The sequence below is a fragment of the Anaerolineales bacterium genome, assembly GCA_030583885.1.
Classification (GTDB): Bacteria; Chloroflexota; Anaerolineae; order Anaerolineales; family Villigracilaceae; genus Villigracilis.
Genome location: CP129480.1, coordinates 2,833,630 through 2,851,348, shown reverse-complemented (window position 1 = coordinate 2,851,348; position 17,719 = coordinate 2,833,630). Strand labels below are relative to the sequence as shown.

Sequence of the window (17,719 nt, the reverse complement as noted above, 5' to 3'; positions counted from 1 at the left end):
AAGGGCAGGGGTGAGGGTGAACCGCCAAAGAAGGAAACAGTAGAACCAAGGAGATCTTGTAACCGTCAAATTCATTCCACAATTGAATAAGGAGGTTCGTATGCGTAGTTTTGCTGGTCGTGATATTCTTTCCCTCAAGGAATTCGAGCGGAACGAATTCTTCCACGTGTTTGATGTGGCTCAAAAAATGGAACCCATTGCACGCGCCAGGAAGAACGTGGACATGCTCAAGGAGAAGACCCTGGTAACGGCTTTCTATCAGCCGTCGACGCGCACGCGTCTGGCTCATGAATCTGCCATGCACCGCCTCGGCGGCCATGTCACCGGTTTCTCCGATGCAAAGATGACCCGTGCCGGGGATTTCTATCAGGAATCCATCAAGGATACGGTCAAGATGCTGGAATACTATGGCGATGTGATCGTGATGCGCCATTTCCAGCAGGGCGCCCCGCATGAAGCCGCGAAATGGGCGAGTATCCCCATTATCAACGGCGGCGACGGTTGGGGCGAGCACCCGACGCAAATCCTTACCGATCTGTACACCGTGTTGCGTGAGAAAGGCCGCATCGATGGATTGAAGTGGCTGGCTGTCGGCGATATGCGCATGCGGACAATGCACTCCCTCGGTTATGCTCTTAGTCAGTTCGACTGTCCGATTACCTTTGTCTCCCCTCCTGAAATGGGATTGACCGACGACTTTAAGAAGGAACTCAAGCAATACAGTGTGAACTTCAAGGAGGTGGATCACGTTGAGAAGGCGATTGCCGACGCCGATGTAATTCTGGTCGAACCGGTTGTTCAGCCCGATTACACAAAATCCCGTGATGAGCGTACCGGCGAACTGGACCTCACGCCTGCCAATTACAAGATCACACGTGCCTTGCTGGAGAAGAAGGCCAAATCGGACGCGATCCTGCTCCATTCCCTGCCCCGCATGGATGAGATCCCCACCGATGTGGATATCACACGCTGGTCGCGTTACTGGCAGGAAGCCTTCAATGGTGTCGTCATGCGAATGACGCTTCTGGCTTTGGTGCTGGGTGCGACGGAATAGATGGTTTTACAGTAACGCAGTTTGATGATTGGGCGGTTTGTTGCAACGAACATGCCGCCCAACTACGGTGCGTATCGATTTGTCTTGAACGTCCCCGTTGTTTTAGAAATATCGACCATGAAAACTCTTGAAATTAGAAGGCATTCCATCCGCTCCCAGCCCGGCGACCACTTGAATCAATCAGGCGTGGTCCTTGCGCGGTTGGTGGGACAGAATATCGGTCCATTTGACCATGTCGTCACGTCCACTCTTCCCCGCGCGTTTGAAACCGCCATCGCAATGGGTTTTGCCGTGGATGAGCAGGTCGATCTGCTGAATACCTACGGGCATGCTGTGGAAAAAGAAGCGCCCTGGCCGCTTTCCTTCGCGGACTATGCAGGCATTATTCAACTCGGCGGCGCAGCGGCGAAATATTCCCGTAGATTAAAAAAATTCTATGGGGGCATTATGGAGCAGATCGAAGATGGACGATCCGTATTGGTCGTAAATCACGGCGGCGTTGTGGAATTGGGCGTGGTCGGGTGTCTGCCCGGGGTTGATTTCTCTACCTGGGGTGGTTCTGTGGAATATTGCGAGGGCGCAAGATTGTATTGGGATGACGGTACATTTGTAATAGGAGAAGTCCTTCGGATTTCAACGTAAAATTAACCAGCTTGATTTTGAAAATTAAACCATAGGAGAAAAAAATGCAAACAAATTTTCGCGGCCGTGATTTTATCGGCGACCTTGACTTCACTAAAGAGGAAGTTGAGACGGTTTTGGATGTGGCCTGGGACCTGAAACGCAAGCGGGCACTCGGCGAACCGCATCCATATTTGCGCGACAAGGTTCTGGCGATGCTGTTCTTCTTCTCGTCCACCCGCACACGCGGTTCGTTCGAGGCGGGCATAGCGCAATTGGGGGGACATGGCGCTTTCATTGACAGCAACACCACGCAAATTTCACACGGTGATACACCCGTCGAGATCGGCGAGATCTTTGGTCGCTATTTCGACGGGATCGCCATTCGTCATTGTGACTTTGGCGACGGCAATACATATTTGAACGATGTTGCCAAATCCAGCCGCGCACCGGTGTTGAACATGCAGTGCGACATATACCATCCCTTTCAATGCCTTGCGGACCTGATGACCATCATGGAAAAGAAGGGCAGGGACCTGCGTAAAAAGAAGATCGTCGTTTCGTGGGCCTATGCCGCTTCCTATCTCAAGCCGGTCTCAGTTCCGCAATCCCTGATCCTGCAAATGCCGCGCTTCGGCATGGATGTGACGCTTGCCTATCCGCCCGAATTCAAACTCATGCCTGAAATCGTCGAGCAGGCGAAGGAGCAGGCCAGGATCGCAGGCGCTAATTTCGAGATCATCGATAGCAAGGATGGCATGACCGAAGCTTGCAGGAATGCGGATGTCATCTATGCCAAGTCATGGGGTCCTTTGTTGACCACCAACGACAAGGTGGAGGGCAAGAAGATCCAGGATTCATATAAAAACTGGATCATGGACGATGCCAAACTTAACGTTGCAAAGAAAGATTGCATCTACATGCACCCGCTTCCCGCAGACCGCGATGTCGAAGTGACCAGCGCCGTGTTGGATGGTCCGAACTCGGTCGTGTTTGATGAAGCTGAGAACCGCCTGCACGCGCAGAAGGCCGTGATGGCGTTGACAATGTCGTAGGCATGCCTTTGCGAACGGAGCGAGGATATCTCCCGCTACACGAGGGATTGCCTCGTCGTTACGCTCCCCGCAAGGACATTTGAAATTAGGAGATTAGTACATGGCAAAGAAACTGGCAGTCATCGCAATTGGCGGCAACTCGCTGATCAAGGATGAAAAACGAAAGTCGGTCGAAGATCAGTATCTAGCCGCCAAGGAAACTACCTTCCACATAGCAGATATGATCGAGGCAGGCTGGGATGTGGCAATCGGTCATGGGAACGGACCGCAGGTTGGCTTCATATTGAGGCGGTCTGAAATCGCAGCCAAGGTGGAGGGTATGCACGAAGTCCCGCTGGATGTCTGCGGCGCGGACTCGCAGGGCGCCATTGGGTATTCCCTGCAGCAGACCCTGCAGAACGAACTCTATCGCCGCGGCATCAAGAAATCTGTCGCGACGGTCGTCACGCAGGTGTTGGTGGATAAGAACGACGAGGCCTTCAAGAAACCGTCCAAGCCGATCGGCTCATTCATGGATGAGGCGGAGGCAAGGCGTCGTGAAAAGGACATGGGCTGGAGCGTGGTCGAGGATGCGGGTCGCGGCTGGCGGCGCGTGGTGGCTTCGCCTCTTCCAAAAGAAGTTGTGGAACTCGAGGCCGTGGAAGCTCTCATTAAAGCCGGCACAATTGTCATCACGGTGGGTGGCGGTGGCATTCCGGTCATTGATGTTGGCAACCATGAATACCAGGGTGTGGCGGCTGTGATTGATAAGGACTTTGCCTCCAGTCTGCTGGCAGGTCTGATCAAGGCAGACTTGTTCCTGATCTCAACGGCTGTTGAGAAAGTCGCCATTCACTTTGGCAAGCCTGAACAGAAATGGCTCGACAAGATGACGGTTGCCGAGGCCAAAGCCTATCTTGAAGAGGGCATCCATTTTGCCAAAGGCTCAATGGCTCCGAAGATCCAGGCCGCGATCTGGTATTTGGAAAACAGCGGCAAGGAAGCGCTGATCACCGACCCGGAAAATATTGGGCGTGCGCTCAAAGGTGAAACGGGTACGCGGATCGTTCCATAAGATCTATGAAAAAATGGTTGGAACGTCTGGATGCAATAAAATTCCCGCCTCGCAGTGCGGTGTGGTTCCTGCTGGTAATTGCCGTGCTTACCTATGGCCTGTTCTTCTGGCAGCGCGGCTTTTACTGGGATGAGTTCCCCTGGGCGTGGATTTACTTCCGCCTCGGTCCAGACGTTCTGACCAAAACCTTTTCTACCAGCCGGCCTTTCTGGGGGATGATCTATCAGCTGACACTGCCGATCCTGGGTCCCAATCCCTGGGCCTGGCAGTTGCTGGCGATTATTCTGCGCTGGCTCGCAGCGGTCTTGTTGTGGAAAATTCTGCGCACCCTTTACCCATCCCACCCGAAACCCGCCTTGTGGGCAAGCCTGTTCCTTCTGGTGTACCCCGCCATGGGACAGCAATCCATCGCGCTGATGTACAGTCACTTTTATATTGTGTTGTCGGCGTTTTTGCTCTCGCTGCATCTTTCCCTGCTTGCACTGAAATCGGAAAAACATCGCGCCCTATTATTTTTCGCGTCGTATCTGCTTGCCATCGTCAACCTGTTGACGATGGAATATTTTTATTTCCTTGAATTTGCGCGGATCTTTCTGTTCTGGCAGATGCTGGAAGGAACGAATAAAATCCGCCTCCGGAAATCCAGCTCCTATTTTTTGCCCTATTTTTTGATTTTTATCAGCGTGACGATTTGGCGCGCCTTTTTCTTCACCTACCAAAACGCCAGCTATCAATACGTCCTGCTGGATGCCATGCGCGAAAATTTTCTTGGCGGGTTGTGGTTGCTCGTAACCAATATCCTGCTGACTTTTTGGCGGACTGTATTTGAAGCCTGGCTGTATCCCATCCTGTCCATCGGGTCAACGGGATTGGGCCCGCTCACACTTACCTTGTTGCTGGTTCTGTTCTTCTCAGTCATTTTCGCAATAGGAATATTTCTCTTCAAGTTCGGGTCGGATGATTCTGATGACCATGATTTTGCAAAACGGGCCGGTTTTATCGGGCTGGTTTTCTGGGGATTGGCAGGTGGTTCGGTGTGGGTGATCGGCGTTGTGCCGCAATTGAATTTCTCCATGGACCGTTTCATGCTCCCCTTTATGCTGGGAGCGAGTCTGATGCTGGCGGGCTTGATCGCTTTTATTAAAAATCGGCGCACACAGATGATCCTGGTCGCCTTGCTGGTCGGCTTTGCCGCAGGCAGGCATTTCAGGCTTGACGATGCCTTCCGCCGTGATTGGGTCACGCAGCAGAATTTCTTCCACCAAATGTCATGGCGCATCCCTGCGCTGGAAAAAGGGACGATCCTGCTTGCCAATGACCTGCCGGTTACCTATTATTCTGACAATTCATTGACGGGACCCTTGAATTGGGTGTACAGCCCACCGGGCGAAATGAACCTGATTCTGTATTTTGCCTCAATTCGGGTAGGCAAAACCCTGCCCGGCGTGGAACCTGGTCAGCCGCACCAGTTGTATTACATCGGGCCGACTTTTTATGGGAATACATCGAACATTCTTGTGGTCCATTATCAGCCGCCCGGTTGTTTCCGCGTAGTTGACTCTGAGGTGGAGGGGAATAATCGCATGTTGCCTCCTGCGGTGCGGGATGTGGCGCGGTACTCCAATCAGGACGTGATTCTGCCCGATGGACAGCACCAGCTTCCAGGTCGGATTTTTGGAGGCGAGCCGCCGCATGAGTGGTGTTATTATTTCGAGAAGGCGGATCTTGCACGTCAAAAGGGGGATTGGGGGCAGGTAATCGAATTGAGTGAAACCGCCTTTGTCTTGGATGACCATCCCAACGATCCTGTTGAACGTTTTGTTTTTATTGAAGGCTATGCCCATGCTGGGGATTGGAAAAAGGCGGTAGAATTGTCAAGAACCTCCTATAAAATATCAAAGAGCTTTGTAGGACCGCTTCTCTGCAAATTATGGGACCGTATTGAACGTGAGACACTACGTACCCCGGAGCAGATCACCGCTTTGGATAAAGTACGAAGCGAATTTGAGTGTTTGCCTTAGAAATTAATAATGTAACTTTCTTCACAAAAACGATTGTTTTAGTTACAATTGTTTAGACAATATGAAAGGAGGCCGAAAGAGAAAATTTGAACCCGCAAGTTTCGTCAGTTAACCTAGTTTTCAAAAGGAGAAGAAGTATGCATAAGAATTTTGCACGCCTCGCAATGCTTGCGATGGCACTCATGCTCGTCCTGTCCGCCTGTGGTGGTCAGACTGTCGCCACTGAAGAAGCTCCCGCTCCTGAAGCCCCTGCTGCTACAGAAGCCCCCGTATCCCCTGTTGTCGAGCCGTTCGTTTTCGGCATGCTGCTCGTTGGCCCATACAATGACAATGGCTGGAGCCAGGCACACTACGAAGCCGGTTTGTATGTTGAAGAGAAACTCGGTGCGGAGATGATCTATCTCGACAAGGTTAATCCCGCCGACCGCCCCGGCACCACCCCTGATCAGCTTGCTGAGGAGCTGGTTGCGCAGGGTGCAAAGCTGGTCATCTTTAACTCGGACGATATGAAGGACGCCTCCACGACCTTTGCCAAAGCCAATCCTGATGTGTTCGTCATCATGGCTTCCGGCGATCAGGTGTGGGAGGATGGAAAAGCCTATGAACCAATTGCGAACCTGACCAACATCATGGGACGCATGGAATTAGGCAAGATGATCGGCGGCTGCGCGGCTGCCCTTTCCTCCAGCACCGGCAAGATCGGTTACCTTGGACCATTGATCAACGATGAAACCCGCCGCCTCGCCGCCTCTGCATATCTCGGCGCGCAGCACTGCTGGGAGCAGGCTGGCAACGACCCCGCAGCCCTCGAATTCAAAGTGACCTGGATCGGCTTCTGGTTCCATATCCCTGGTTTCACCACCGACCCCGTTGACGTCTCCAAGGATTTCTATTCCACCGGGTTCGATGTCGTTATCTCCGGTATTGACAACCCCGTCAACCTCGCCGAAGCCCAGAAATTCACCACGGAAGGCACAGCCTCCCTTGGCGTTGCCTATGACTATGTTGCGGCGTGCAGCGCCGCACCCGATGTTTGTCTCGGTGTGCCGTATTTCAACTGGGGTCCTGACTATCTCACCGTCATCAAGTCTGCGCAGGACGGTACCTGGCAGTCCCAGTTCATTTTCTCCGGACCTGACTGGGCTGATATCAACAACCACGACACATCCGCCATCGGGTTTGTGAATGGCAATGCGTTGAGCGCAGACAATGCTATAGCATTGGATGCCTTCATTGCCGAACTCGCGGGCGGCTTGGACCTGTGGACCGGCCCCATCAACCTGCAGGATGGGACACCTTATCTTGCGGATGGTGAAGTCGCCACAGATCAGCAGGTCTGGTACCTGCCGCAATTGCTTGAAGGCATGCAGGGTTTGAGCGCCTCCGAGTAAACGCTTTTATGTAGTATGTTCCGAAAGGGGCGCAGAGAGATCTGTGCCCCTTTCCCTAAATTGCCCGCCTCATGGAGGAAAACACCGACCATGAACGTTGAATTGAAGAATGTCCACAAACACTTTGGCAGTGTGCATGCCAATAAAGGTATCAACCTGACCATCCCTTCGGGCACCATCCAGGGGATTTTGGGGGAGAACGGGGCCGGTAAGAGCACCCTGATGAAGATTCTTTCAGGGTTCATTCAAGCCGATCCCGGCAGTGAGATTATTTTGGACGGCAAACCCGTTGTCATTCATTCACCCGCTGATGCGATCAAGTTTGGTGTCGGGATGCTGCATCAGGACCCGTTGGATTTCCCCCCGATGCGCCTGCTTGACAACTTTTTACTGGGTCTGCCGGGCGGACTTTTCCCCAACCGAAAGCAGGCCGCACAGGACTTCAGCCTGCTTGCAAAGGAATTCGATTTTTCTTTTGACCCGGATAGTTATGTGGACTCGGTCACAGTGGGGGAGCGCCAACAGTTGGAGATTATGCGTCTTTTATTCCTCGGCGCGCGCGTCTTTATTCTCGACGAACCGACGACCGGCATCAGCACCTCTCAAAAGGAAAAACTGTTCGCCACCCTCAAAAAACTTCCCGAACAGGCAATGACGATCATCTTTGTCTCACACAAACTGGAGGATGTGGAAAGCCTGTGCGACCAGGTGACGGTATTGCGCGCGGGGGAAATGGTGGGGGAGACCAAGGCTCCCTATGTGACCTCCAACCTGGTGGAAATGATGTTCGGCAAGGAAATCACGCTTGGCGCAAGACAGCCAGCCGGGACCGGCGATGTTGTCCTTTCGCTTGAGGATGTCTCGCTTGAAGATGCGCGCATGAAGATTCGGAATGTGGATCTGGATGTCCGCGCCGGCGAGGTGATCGGCCTTGCAGGCATGGAAGGCTCCGGGCAAGGCATGTTCATACGCGCCTGTGCGGGGTTGATCAGGCCCGTTGGCGGCAAGGTCCATCTCAAAGGTCAGGATCTGACCGGGAAGTCCTATCACACCTTCAAACGCAGCGGCGTAAATTTTCTCCCCGCCGCGCGGCTTGAAGAAGGCCTGGTGCCCGGTTTGAGCCTGACCGACCATTTTATTCTGGCGGAGGAGCCGAAAGGCCTGTTCATTGATCATGCTGCAGGACAAAGGCTTGCGGAGCAACGAATCAAATCCTTCAACATCCGCGGCGCCCCGCTCACCCCGGTCGAGTCGCTTTCGGGCGGTAATCAACAGCGCGCGGAACTGGCGCTCTTGCAAGACCCGCTTTCGCTGGTTCTGTTGGAACATCCCACACGCGGACTTGACATTGAATCTGTGATCTATATTTGGGACAAGCTAAAGGAACGATGCAAACAGGGTGCTTCGATCATCTTTATCTCATCCGACTTGGAGGAGATATTGCAGTATAGCGACCGCCTGTTGGTGTTCTTCAGCGGCAGGGTCTCGCATCCGATCGATGCGCAGAGTACCAGCGTGGAGCAGCTTGGTCAATTGATCGGCGGCAAGGGCTGGGCCGCGATAGGAGATGAAGATGCTTAAATCCCGTTTTGGAGGCGTGATCTTTCAATTGATTGCGCTTGTGCTTGCGTTCGGGTTCGTTTCATTGATCCTGATCTCTGTGGACGCCTCTCCCACGCAGGCATTCAAAAATATGTTCACGGGCTCGTTTGGCTCGATGCGTAAATTTGCGGAAGTACTCGTGGCTTTTGTGCCACTTCTGCTGGTGACCGCCGGCCTGCTGGTCACGTTTTCCTCCGGCTTGTGGAACATCGGCGTGGAGGGCCAGGTCGTCCTCGGCGCAATTGGCACGACCTGGGTATTCCGCTATTTTCTGGACAGCGACCTGCCTCCCGCGTTGATCATCACGCTTGCGATCCTCGGTGGAATGTTGATGGGTGCGCTCTGGGCGGCGATCGCCGGTCTCTTGAAGGTCTTCGGCGGCGTGAACGAGATCTTCGGCGGATTGGGGCTGAACTTCGTCGCCACTGCGCTGACCATTTATCTGATCTTCGGACCGTGGAAGCGCCCCGGCGTTGCATCCATGAGCGGGACGGTCCCATTCCCCGCTGAATTTTCCCTGCCTTTAGTGGAGAATTTACGCATTAGTCCCTGGGCCCTGGGAATTGCACTGATTGGCATCATCATCATATATTTTCTTTTGCAAGGAACATATTTTGGACTCCGTCTCAAGGCGGTCGGTAAGAACTTCCGCGCGGCATATTTGCTGGGCATCCCCACATGGCAATATTCCATGTACGCCTTTCTTATTTGCGGCGCGCTGGCGGGGGCGGCAGGCGCGATGCAGGTGGCGGCCGTATATAACCGTCTCATCCCCGCCATATCGAGCGGATATGGGTATCTTGGTTTGATGGTTGCCATGCTGATCAATTACAGGGCGATCTGGGCGGTGCCGGTGGCATTGTTCTTCGCGGCATTGAACATTGGGAGCATCCAATTGCCGATCCTAATGAAGCTTGATTCTTCATTATCCGGCATTTTGCAGGGTGCGCTAGTGCTGTTCGTATTGCTGGCGGAAGGTATGCGCCAGAAACTTGCAAGGAGGGTGTAGCCATGTCTCAGGAAATGATAATCATCGGTTTGGCTGGCATATTCGCTTCGGCGGCCCCCCTGATCTTTGCAGTCGTGGGAGAGACGATCTCGGAGCGCGCGGGCGTGATCAACCTCTCCATAAATGGCACGATTCTGCTCTCGGCAATGGGCGGCTTCGCGGTTGCGTATACCACGAACAATATCGTGCTCGGTTTCCTGGCGGGGATGTTGATCGGTGCGCTCGTTTCGTTGATCGTCGCCTTTTCCAGCATTACCCTGCATCAATCCCAGGTGGCGGTTGGGTTCGTCCTTGCGCTCACCTGCCGCGACCTCTCGTATTTTCTCGGCAACCCATACATGGGTGTTCCCGGTCCGCGTTTGCAGGCGGTACCAATCCCCTACCTGAGCGAGCTGCCGATACTCGGTCAGTTGTTCTTCCGACATGACGTGATCACGTATCTTAGTTTTGTTACCATCATCTTCGCATGGATATGGATCTTCCGCACCCGCGCCGGGTTGATGTTGCAGGGCATTGGTGAGAAACCGGCCGCGGCGTACATCCGAGGCGCGAACGTCAACCTGATGCGTTATGTCTATACCATTATTGGCGGCGCATTGATTGGCCTGGCAGGCCCCGCCTTTTCTTTGGCAATCCGTGCGGGCTGGATGGGAACCATCTCGGGCCTGGATGGATTCGGCTGGATCGCGCTGGCAATCACCATCTTTGGCGGATGGAATCCGCTGCGCGGCGCGTTCGGCGCGTATCTCTTTGCGTTCCTGCAATGGCTTGGTTTGGTGCTCCAGCCTGTGTTGACGCAGGTTCCTTCGCAGGTGTTGCAGGTCGCGCCGTTCCCGCTGATGATCCTTACGCTCCTGCTTGTCAATATCGGCAATGCCGAATGGGTGGAGCGTACGCTTGCAGCCATGCCTGAATCCGTACGCAAGGTGCTTGCGAAGCTGCTGCGCGCCATGCGTACCAATCCGCCGGCCGCGCTTGGTGTGCCATTTGAAAGGGATTAAGTTGGCGTTTTACTCGTGGGACAACACTGGTTTGTCCCACGAGTTTTTTTATTGGCAGGAAAGGTTATGAATGTCACTTTTGTGTGGATAAACGATACTGGAATTTTGGTGGATAGTATGCTACAAACAAAAAGACGTCAGACGACTATCATCTGAAAGAAAACTGGTCCATGCGTATAGTCCAATCGAAGTCGATCGTTGATCAGATAGAGGAAATTCTTCGCAACCGAATCCGGGATGCTACCTATGTATCCGGCGGCCGAATTCCATCTGAAAGCGAATTGTCTGAAGAGTTCGGCGTCAGCCGTGCTACGGTACGGACTGTCCTTGCCAAACTGGCCGTGAGTGGACTGATCCTTCGGAAACATGGAGATGGCACGTACGTCAACCCCAGGATCCGTGGGGCAGGCGCAAACGTTGGAAACCTTTGGGATTTTGCGACCCTGATCGAGAGCAACGGGTACACACCCTTGATTGAGGCGCTTTCCATTGAATTAAGAGCCGCCACGGAAAAAGAGTCGGCCGCACTGGCACTTGAACCACAGGAAAAATTGCTGTCAATGACAAGATTATTTCATGCCGATGACCAGCCTGTGATTTTGGCGAATAATGTGATTCCCGCATCCTTTCTACACACGCCAATTGAACAAATAGACGGGCATGTGCCCATCCGGGAAATATTGCGGAAATACTGCAGCCAGGAGATAGCGTTTGCAATCACGGATATCCGCTCCGTCCTGGTAGAGGATGAAGTGAAGGTTGTGATGGGGGATGAGTTAAACAAGACCATGTTGGAATTACAGTTGGCGTTTTACAGCAGGGACAATTTACCGTTGGCACTCGGCGTTAATTATTTTAACGACTCCATTTTACGATTAAGCCTGGTGCAGGCATGGAACTGAACGGACGATGCCTGGCACTGCACCTGCAGGGTTGCGAATGGACGCAACCGTGATGAGATGATCCTTGCAAGACCATACTCGAAGCGAATGGTGACTGACCGATGAAAAAAATATTTCAAAGCGAATGGATCTCCCGCTCGGTGGATGCGCTCCTGCCTGTCTTTGCGACGCTGGCGGCACTTCTTGTTGGCGCGATCATGTTACTGCTGTTGAAGGTGAACCCGATCGAGGCATATGCAGCTCTCTGGGATGGCGCTTTTGGCAGTTCCAATGCCGTTGCAGAAACGCTGGTAAAGGCTACGCCCCTGCTTCTGGTTGCACTGGGGATCTGTATTGCCTTTCGCGGGAATGTGATCAACATCGGCGGCGAAGGTCAAATGGTGGTTGGTGCCTTGTTGGCAACCTGGATCGGACTAACCTTCACAAACTCTCCCGGCTGGTTGATCATCGTCTTGGCGTTGTTTGCCGGCTTTTTGGGCGGTGCGGTTTGGGGCGGAATCCCCGGCGTGCTGAAAGCCTATTTCAATGTCAACGAAATCCTCAGCACGGTGATGATGAATGCCATTGCCATTCAGTTGATGAACTTTCTGCTGCGCGGACCGATGATCGACCCCGCGCAGGCGGACCTGGCTTCCAAAATCCCGCAAACCGCGCGTTTGCTGGATATTTTCCAACTGCCGCGTTTGGCGCCGACCCGATTGCATCTCGGTGCGTTGGTCGCAGTGGTGCTGGCAGTGCTTGTGTATATTTTGCTCTGGCGCACCACACTGGGGTATCGCATCCGCGCGGTGGGGCAGAACCCGCATGCCTCCCGATATGCCGGGATTAATGTGCCGCGCCACATGGTTATGGCACTTCTGTTCGCCGGTGCATTTGCCGGGCTGGCTGGGGCGGTGCAAGTCTATGGCGTTAACTATCGTATGATCACGGATGGGTCGGCATCGGGTTTCACGGGCTCGGCAGGTTTTAATGGGATTGTGGCGGCGTTATTTGGACAATTACATCCCATCTGGTCCATTCCCGCCTCCATTTTGTTTGGCGCATTGCTCGTGGGTGCGAACAAGATGCAGAGGGTGGTGCAGGTTCCTTCCGCATTGGTGATTGCGTTGAACGGACTTGTGGTTGTTTTTGTGGTCAGCAGTGAGATTTGGAGACGCTACCGTCAGCGCCGCAGGCAGGTCACTGTGCGGGACGAGGAATCTCCACCGGGTGCAGACCAGCCTGAAGTCCAGAAAGTGGAGGCGCGGCAATGATTTCCGATCTCTTTTCCACCACCGTCCTGATCGGTATTTTGGCATCAGGCATCCGCCTCGCGACCCCCTATCTATATGCCGCCATCGGTGAGACATTCAGCCAGAGAAGCGGTGTGTTGAACCTGGGAGTGGAAGGCCAGATGCTTTTGGGTAGTTTCGCCGCTTTCTACGTGACGTTTGTCACCGGGAGTTTGTCGCTGGGCCTGCTTGCGGCGATATTGACCGGTGCGCTGATGGGACTGGCAATGGCATTTGTGACGGTCAACTTGCATGCCAAGCAGGGCATCAGCGGGATTGGTTTTTATCTTTTCGGCTTGGGCATGAGCGACCTGCTCTTTCAAAAGCTGATGGGCACCGTGGAAACCGTGCGCGGCTTCCCGCGGGTGAGCATCCCTGTGGTGAGCGGCATTCCAGGCGTTGGCGACATTTTCTTTAACCAAAACATCCTCGTCTATGGCGCATATTTGCTTGTGCCCGTCGCATGGTTCGTTTTGAATAAGACCACGCTTGGTTTGAAGATCCGCTCGGTCGGTGAAAACCCGGATGCGGCGGATTCGCTTGGTGTGAGTGTGGTGCGCATCCGTTACTTTACGATCATTTTGGGCGGTATTCTATCCGGCATCGCAGGCGCGTCGCTTTCCATCGCCCTGTTGAATGTCTTTCAGCAAAATATGACCAGCGGCCTTGGATTCATTGCCGTTGCGCTGGTGTATTTTGGCGCATGGCGTCCGTGGGGGGTGCTGGGCGGCGCGCTGCTGTTCAGCATGGTAAATTCCCTGCAGTTATGGATCCAGGTTTTGGGCGTTCCGCTTCCCTCCGAAATTGCGGTAATGATGCCCTACATTCTGACAATCGTTGTTCTGGTTGCAACCGCCTCCAAGATCCGTGCGCCATCTGCCTTGACAAAGCCGTTCGAGCGGGAGGGTTGATCCCGGAAAGGAGATATACAAATAAAGTATTGCCTGTCTTCCTGTTCAGTTTGTCCATTCGTAATTTCAAAAGGAGAAAGAAGATGAATAAAAGCAAGTTATTGACCGTTTTGTTGGCTTTCGCGCTTGTGTTGAGTGCCTGTGGTGGCGGCAGTCCTGCCACGGAAGCCCCTGCGGCGGAACCCGCCGCAACAGATGCTCCCGCTCCCGCGGTTGAGCCCGCCGTCCCGGCGGAACCGTTCCGCGTGGCTGTGGTGATGCCGAGCGCCATCAATGACTTGGCCTTCAGCCAGAGCATGTACGATGCGCTTGTCATGATCCAGCAGGAAATGGGCGGGAGCGAATATTTCGATTTCGTCTTTTCCGACGGCATGTTCGTGGTTGACGATGCCGCCGCCGCGATCCGTGATTACGCCTCGCAGGGCTTCGACCTGGTGATCGCACACGGCTCGCAATACGGCTCCTCCCTGCAGGAGATCGCCCCTGACTTTCCCGAAACGGCTTTTGCCTGGGGTACCACCCTGGAAACATTTGGTCAGCCGAACATCTTCGCATATGAAGCCGCCTCTCATGAGGGTGGTTATGTCAACGGTGTGTTGGCGGCCAGCCTTACCCAGAGCAAAGTGGTTGGAGTTGTCGGCCCGATTGAAACCGGCGATGCCAAGCTTTATGTGGACGGCTTTGTTGCCGGCGTAAAAGCGACCGATCCAACCATTACCGTAAATGTCAATTACATCGGTTCCTTCTCGGATGTGGCGTTGGCTGCGGAAGCCGCCAATACCCATATTGCCGCTGGCGCGGATGTGATGGCAGGGACCGCCCAGATGGTGGTGGGAGCCATCGGTGTTGCCAAGGAGAACGGGGTGCTTTGGGTTGGAACTCAAGCCAACCAGACATCCCTTGCTCCCGAGATCGTGGTTGCCAACCAGGTCTATCGCTGGGATGTGGTGGTCCGGGAGATTATGGACCTCATCGCTCAAGGCACACTGGGCGGCACGTCCTTCGTCATTTCGCTTGAAAATGGCGGCGAAGTGATGGAATACAACCCCGGCTTCGACCTTCCTGCGGATGTCAAAGCGCTGGCGGATCAGACCGTCCAGGGCATCATTGACGGAAGCATTACGATCACCCTTCCGTAATCGCTGAATAAAAGGACTTCGGAAGCGCTATGGACTTCCGAAGTCCTTTCCTGAATTATCCAGGATGGCTCCATGACTGAATCGAACCTACTTCCTTCCGGGCGCGAACGCATCGAAAAACTTGAGATGCGCGGCATTACCAAGCGGTTCCCCGGTGTGCTTGCCAGTGACAAGGTGGATTTCGACATGCATACCGGCGAGGTCCATGCCTTGTTGGGGGAGAACGGTGCCGGCAAAAGCACGCTGATGAAGATTCTATACGGGCTGTATCATCCGGATGAGGGCGAAATCCTTCTGAACGGGAAACCCGTCCGCATTTCTTCGCCCACCGATTCGATCAACCTCGGTATCGGCATGATCCACCAGCATTTCATGCTGGTTCCAACCCTGACAGTTGCCGAGAATGTTGCGCTTGGATTGTCATCCTCGCGCGGTCCATTGACCGACCTTGACCGCGTCTCCGGGCGCATTGTGGAACTTGCCTCCATTTATGGTTTGAAAATTGACCCGTCTGCGTACGTCTGGCAGTTATCTGTTGGTCAGCAGCAGCGCGTCGAAATTATCAAATCCCTTTATCGCGGAGCGGCCCTCCTTATTTTGGACGAGCCGACCGCCGTCCTCACTCCCCAGGAAGTGGATGAACTGTTCGTCATTATGAGGCAGATGGTCAAAGACGGACATGCGCTCATATTTATCTCCCATAAATTGCATGAAGTTGTGGAGATCAGCGACCGTGTCAGCGTCCTGCGTGACGGGCGTAAGATGGGCACACGTCCCACCTCCGAGACCACAAAACAGGACCTCGCCAACTGGATGGTTGGCCGCGAGGTTGGTTTTTCCCCCAACCGCGGCAAATCGGACCTTGGGGAGGTGCGTCTGCGGCTCGACCAGCTTGCCTGCGGCAGCGACCGTGGTACGCCGGGTTTGCGTGGTGTAAATCTTGAAGTTCGTTCGAGCGAAATTCTGGGTATTGCAGGTGTCTCCGGCAATGGTCAGCGGGAACTGGCGGAAAGCATCACCGGGCTGCGCAAAGTGACCGGTGGAAAGATTTTCCTCGAAGGCGAAGATATTACCGGGTATGCCCCTGCCCAGATCACAGACAGAATGCTTTCCTACATCCCCGAGGAACGGATGCGTGACGGCATGATCGGTGAGTTTTCCGTTGCGGAAAATATGATCCTGCGCGAACATCACAAAATGCCATATTCGCAGTACGGTTTCCTGCGCCTGCGCGACATCTCCAAACATGCCGGTGAGATGATCAAGAAGTACCAGGTCAAGACCCCTTCGCAGGACACGGAAGCCAAGAATCTCTCCGGTGGAAATATTCAAAAGGTTGTCCTGGCGCGTGAGATTTCCCGCACCCCGCGTGTCATCCTCGCCGCCCAACCCACCCGCGGACTCGACATCGGCGCCACCGAATACGTCCGCGAACAATTGCTCGAACAACGTCGTAAAGGCGTTGCCATCCTGCTCATCTCGGAAGACCTTGATGAGATCCTTTCCCTCTCCGACCGCATTGCCGTCCTGTACGAAGGTCAGGTCATGGACATCGTCCCGCGTGAAGAAGCCAGGCCCGAAAAACTCGGTTTGCTCATGGCGGGCGTGCATCCCGAAGAGAGTCCCGTGCAACCTTCGTAAATCCACGAGGTTGCGCAAAGTAGTAAAATCGAAGTATCCATCGGTTCGGTGGTCGTGGCGTGTGGTTTCGATACGGGCGGAAAACGCCGCTCTACTCAACCACCTGCTCCACGGCGTTGGGCAAGCTCATCGAAAAGTGCCGCCGTCTTTAGAAAGAGGTAACCACTATGAACCTGTGGCAGGAATACAAACGGCCAGTCTCCGTCGTGGAGGCAGTTCAAGCCCTTGCGTCGGCATTGGGTCCTGCGTTGCCCGTTGCAGGCGGAACGGATCTGTTGCTGGACCTGAAGCAGGGCAACCATCCCCCCGTACATACTTTAATTGATTTGACCTTTATCCCGGAGATGGGCGCCCTCGAATTAAGAGGGGATGAACTCTTCATCGGTGCAGCCGTCCCGGTCAACCGCGTCGCACTGGACCCTCTGACTGGTGCACATGCCCGGGCATTGGTCGAAGCCTGTAACCTGATCGCCGGACCGCAAGTCCGCAACACCGCCACGCTCGGAGGAAACGTCGCGCACGCCCTTCCTGCCGCAGACGGGACCATCACCCTGACAGCGCTCGAGGCCCAAGCCGAAGTGGCTGGTGTTTCAGGGAGACGCCGCATGCTTTTCGCCTCGCTCTTCCTTGGACCTGGTAAATCTGTAATTGACAAAAGCAAAGAGATCATCGTCGGCTTTTACATCCCCCAATCCAAAAAGGGACAGGCATCCTGCTTCAAGCGCATCATGCGTCCGCAGGGAGTTGCGCTTCCCATTTTGAATTGTGCTGTCTGGCTCGAGCGTGAAGGGGATACTGTGAAGGATATTCACATTGCCGTCGGCCCCGGCGGGGCCACGCCCTTCCGCGCCACCGAAGCCGAATCCACTTTGCGCGATCATCCTTTGAACGTAATGACCTTTGACAGCACGTTGGATGCCCTGCTCGGACAGGCAAAGTTCCGTACCAGTGCCCGCCGTGCCAGTGCGGACTATCGCAGGCACATCATCGGCGGATTGTTTAGAGATACGCTCGAAACCGCGTGGAAACGCGCAGAATAGGATTATG

General features: G+C 54.2%; 15 protein-coding genes. All 15 read left to right on the top strand.

Annotated elements, in window-relative coordinates; genetic code table 11:
- The first annotated feature begins 100 nt into the window (after positions 1 to 100).
- The 15 genes from pyrB (at position 101) to QY332_14075 (ending at position 17,712) form a co-directional block, all read left to right on the top strand.
- Positions 101 to 1,054, top strand: coding sequence for an aspartate carbamoyltransferase (gene pyrB / locus QY332_14145; protein ID WKZ34758.1), 954 nt, complete (start codon positions 101 to 103; stop codon positions 1,052 to 1,054).
- Positions 1,055 to 1,171: 117 nt separating this feature from the next.
- On the top strand, positions 1,172 to 1,696 hold the full coding sequence (locus QY332_14140; protein WKZ34757.1) for a phosphoglycerate mutase family protein: 525 nt from the start codon (positions 1,172 to 1,174) through the stop codon (positions 1,694 to 1,696).
- Positions 1,697 to 1,740: 44 nt separating this feature from the next.
- Positions 1,741 to 2,730, top strand: coding sequence for an ornithine carbamoyltransferase (locus QY332_14135; GenBank protein ID WKZ34756.1), 990 nt, complete (start codon positions 1,741 to 1,743; stop codon positions 2,728 to 2,730).
- A 100-nt stretch (positions 2,731 to 2,830) separates the two neighbouring features.
- A complete protein-coding gene (gene arcC / locus QY332_14130; protein WKZ34755.1) occupies positions 2,831 to 3,784 on the top strand; it encodes a carbamate kinase in 954 nt (317 codons plus the stop codon).
- A gap of 5 nt (positions 3,785 to 3,789) precedes the next feature.
- Positions 3,790 to 5,805: a hypothetical protein gene (locus QY332_14125; protein ID WKZ34754.1), complete on the top strand. Its 2,016-nt coding sequence runs from the start codon at positions 3,790 to 3,792 to the stop codon at positions 5,803 to 5,805.
- 137 nt (positions 5,806 to 5,942) lie between these two features.
- Positions 5,943 to 7,196, top strand: coding sequence for a BMP family ABC transporter substrate-binding protein (locus QY332_14120; protein WKZ34753.1), 1,254 nt, complete (start codon positions 5,943 to 5,945; stop codon positions 7,194 to 7,196).
- A gap of 90 nt (positions 7,197 to 7,286) precedes the next feature.
- Positions 7,287 to 8,777, top strand: coding sequence for an ATP-binding cassette domain-containing protein (locus QY332_14115; GenBank protein ID WKZ34752.1), 1,491 nt, complete (start codon positions 7,287 to 7,289; stop codon positions 8,775 to 8,777).
- Positions 8,770 to 9,807: an ABC transporter permease gene (locus tag QY332_14110; GenBank protein WKZ34751.1), complete on the top strand. Its 1,038-nt coding sequence runs from the start codon at positions 8,770 to 8,772 to the stop codon at positions 9,805 to 9,807. Before QY332_14115 ends, QY332_14110 begins: the two co-directional genes overlap by 8 nt.
- Positions 9,808 to 9,809: 2 nt before the next feature.
- Positions 9,810 to 10,808, top strand: a complete 999-nt coding sequence (locus QY332_14105; protein ID WKZ34750.1) for an ABC transporter permease — start codon at positions 9,810 to 9,812, stop codon at positions 10,806 to 10,808.
- A gap of 170 nt (positions 10,809 to 10,978) precedes the next feature.
- Entirely contained in the window at positions 10,979 to 11,710 is a 732-nt protein-coding gene (locus tag QY332_14100; protein ID WKZ34749.1) for a GntR family transcriptional regulator, read from the top strand.
- 101 nt (positions 11,711 to 11,811) lie between these two features.
- Positions 11,812 to 12,963, top strand: coding sequence for an ABC transporter permease (locus QY332_14095; GenBank protein WKZ34748.1), 1,152 nt, complete (start codon positions 11,812 to 11,814; stop codon positions 12,961 to 12,963).
- Positions 12,960 to 13,892, top strand: coding sequence for an ABC transporter permease (locus QY332_14090; protein WKZ34747.1), 933 nt, complete (start codon positions 12,960 to 12,962; stop codon positions 13,890 to 13,892). Before QY332_14095 ends, QY332_14090 begins: the two co-directional genes overlap by 4 nt.
- Before the next feature lie 83 nt (positions 13,893 to 13,975).
- Positions 13,976 to 15,031 (top strand): BMP family protein, encoded by a 1,056-nt coding sequence (locus QY332_14085; GenBank protein WKZ34746.1) that lies wholly within the window; start codon positions 13,976 to 13,978, stop codon positions 15,029 to 15,031.
- Between the two features lie 72 nt (positions 15,032 to 15,103).
- Positions 15,104 to 16,672, top strand: coding sequence for an ABC transporter ATP-binding protein (locus QY332_14080; protein WKZ34745.1), 1,569 nt, complete (start codon positions 15,104 to 15,106; stop codon positions 16,670 to 16,672).
- 167 nt (positions 16,673 to 16,839) lie between these two features.
- Entirely contained in the window at positions 16,840 to 17,712 is an 873-nt protein-coding gene (locus QY332_14075; GenBank protein WKZ34744.1) for an FAD binding domain-containing protein, read from the top strand.
- Positions 17,713 to 17,719: the final 7 nt, after the last annotated feature.

Excerpts from the sequence above, each read along its gene's own strand:
- pyrB (WKZ34758.1), top strand. The coding sequence starts at position 101 with ATGCGTAGTTTTGCTGGTCGTGATATTCTTTCCCTCAAGGAATTCGAG.
- QY332_14140 (WKZ34757.1), top strand. The coding sequence starts at position 1,172 with ATGAAAACTCTTGAAATTAGAAGGCATTCCATCCGCTCCCAGCCCGGC.
- QY332_14135 (WKZ34756.1), top strand. The coding sequence starts at position 1,741 with ATGCAAACAAATTTTCGCGGCCGTGATTTTATCGGCGACCTTGACTTC.
- arcC (WKZ34755.1), top strand. The coding sequence starts at position 2,831 with ATGGCAAAGAAACTGGCAGTCATCGCAATTGGCGGCAACTCGCTGATC.
- QY332_14125 (WKZ34754.1), top strand. The coding sequence starts at position 3,790 with ATGAAAAAATGGTTGGAACGTCTGGATGCAATAAAATTCCCGCCTCGC.
- QY332_14120 (WKZ34753.1), top strand. The coding sequence starts at position 5,943 with ATGCATAAGAATTTTGCACGCCTCGCAATGCTTGCGATGGCACTCATG.
- QY332_14115 (WKZ34752.1), top strand. The coding sequence starts at position 7,287 with ATGAACGTTGAATTGAAGAATGTCCACAAACACTTTGGCAGTGTGCAT.
- QY332_14110 (WKZ34751.1), top strand. The coding sequence starts at position 8,770 with ATGCTTAAATCCCGTTTTGGAGGCGTGATCTTTCAATTGATTGCGCTT.
- QY332_14105 (WKZ34750.1), top strand. The coding sequence starts at position 9,810 with ATGTCTCAGGAAATGATAATCATCGGTTTGGCTGGCATATTCGCTTCG.
- QY332_14100 (WKZ34749.1), top strand. The coding sequence starts at position 10,979 with ATGCGTATAGTCCAATCGAAGTCGATCGTTGATCAGATAGAGGAAATT.
- QY332_14095 (WKZ34748.1), top strand. The coding sequence starts at position 11,812 with ATGAAAAAAATATTTCAAAGCGAATGGATCTCCCGCTCGGTGGATGCG.
- QY332_14090 (WKZ34747.1), top strand. The coding sequence starts at position 12,960 with ATGATTTCCGATCTCTTTTCCACCACCGTCCTGATCGGTATTTTGGCA.
- QY332_14085 (WKZ34746.1), top strand. The coding sequence starts at position 13,976 with ATGAATAAAAGCAAGTTATTGACCGTTTTGTTGGCTTTCGCGCTTGTG.
- QY332_14080 (WKZ34745.1), top strand. The coding sequence starts at position 15,104 with ATGACTGAATCGAACCTACTTCCTTCCGGGCGCGAACGCATCGAAAAA.
- QY332_14075 (WKZ34744.1), top strand. The coding sequence starts at position 16,840 with ATGAACCTGTGGCAGGAATACAAACGGCCAGTCTCCGTCGTGGAGGCA.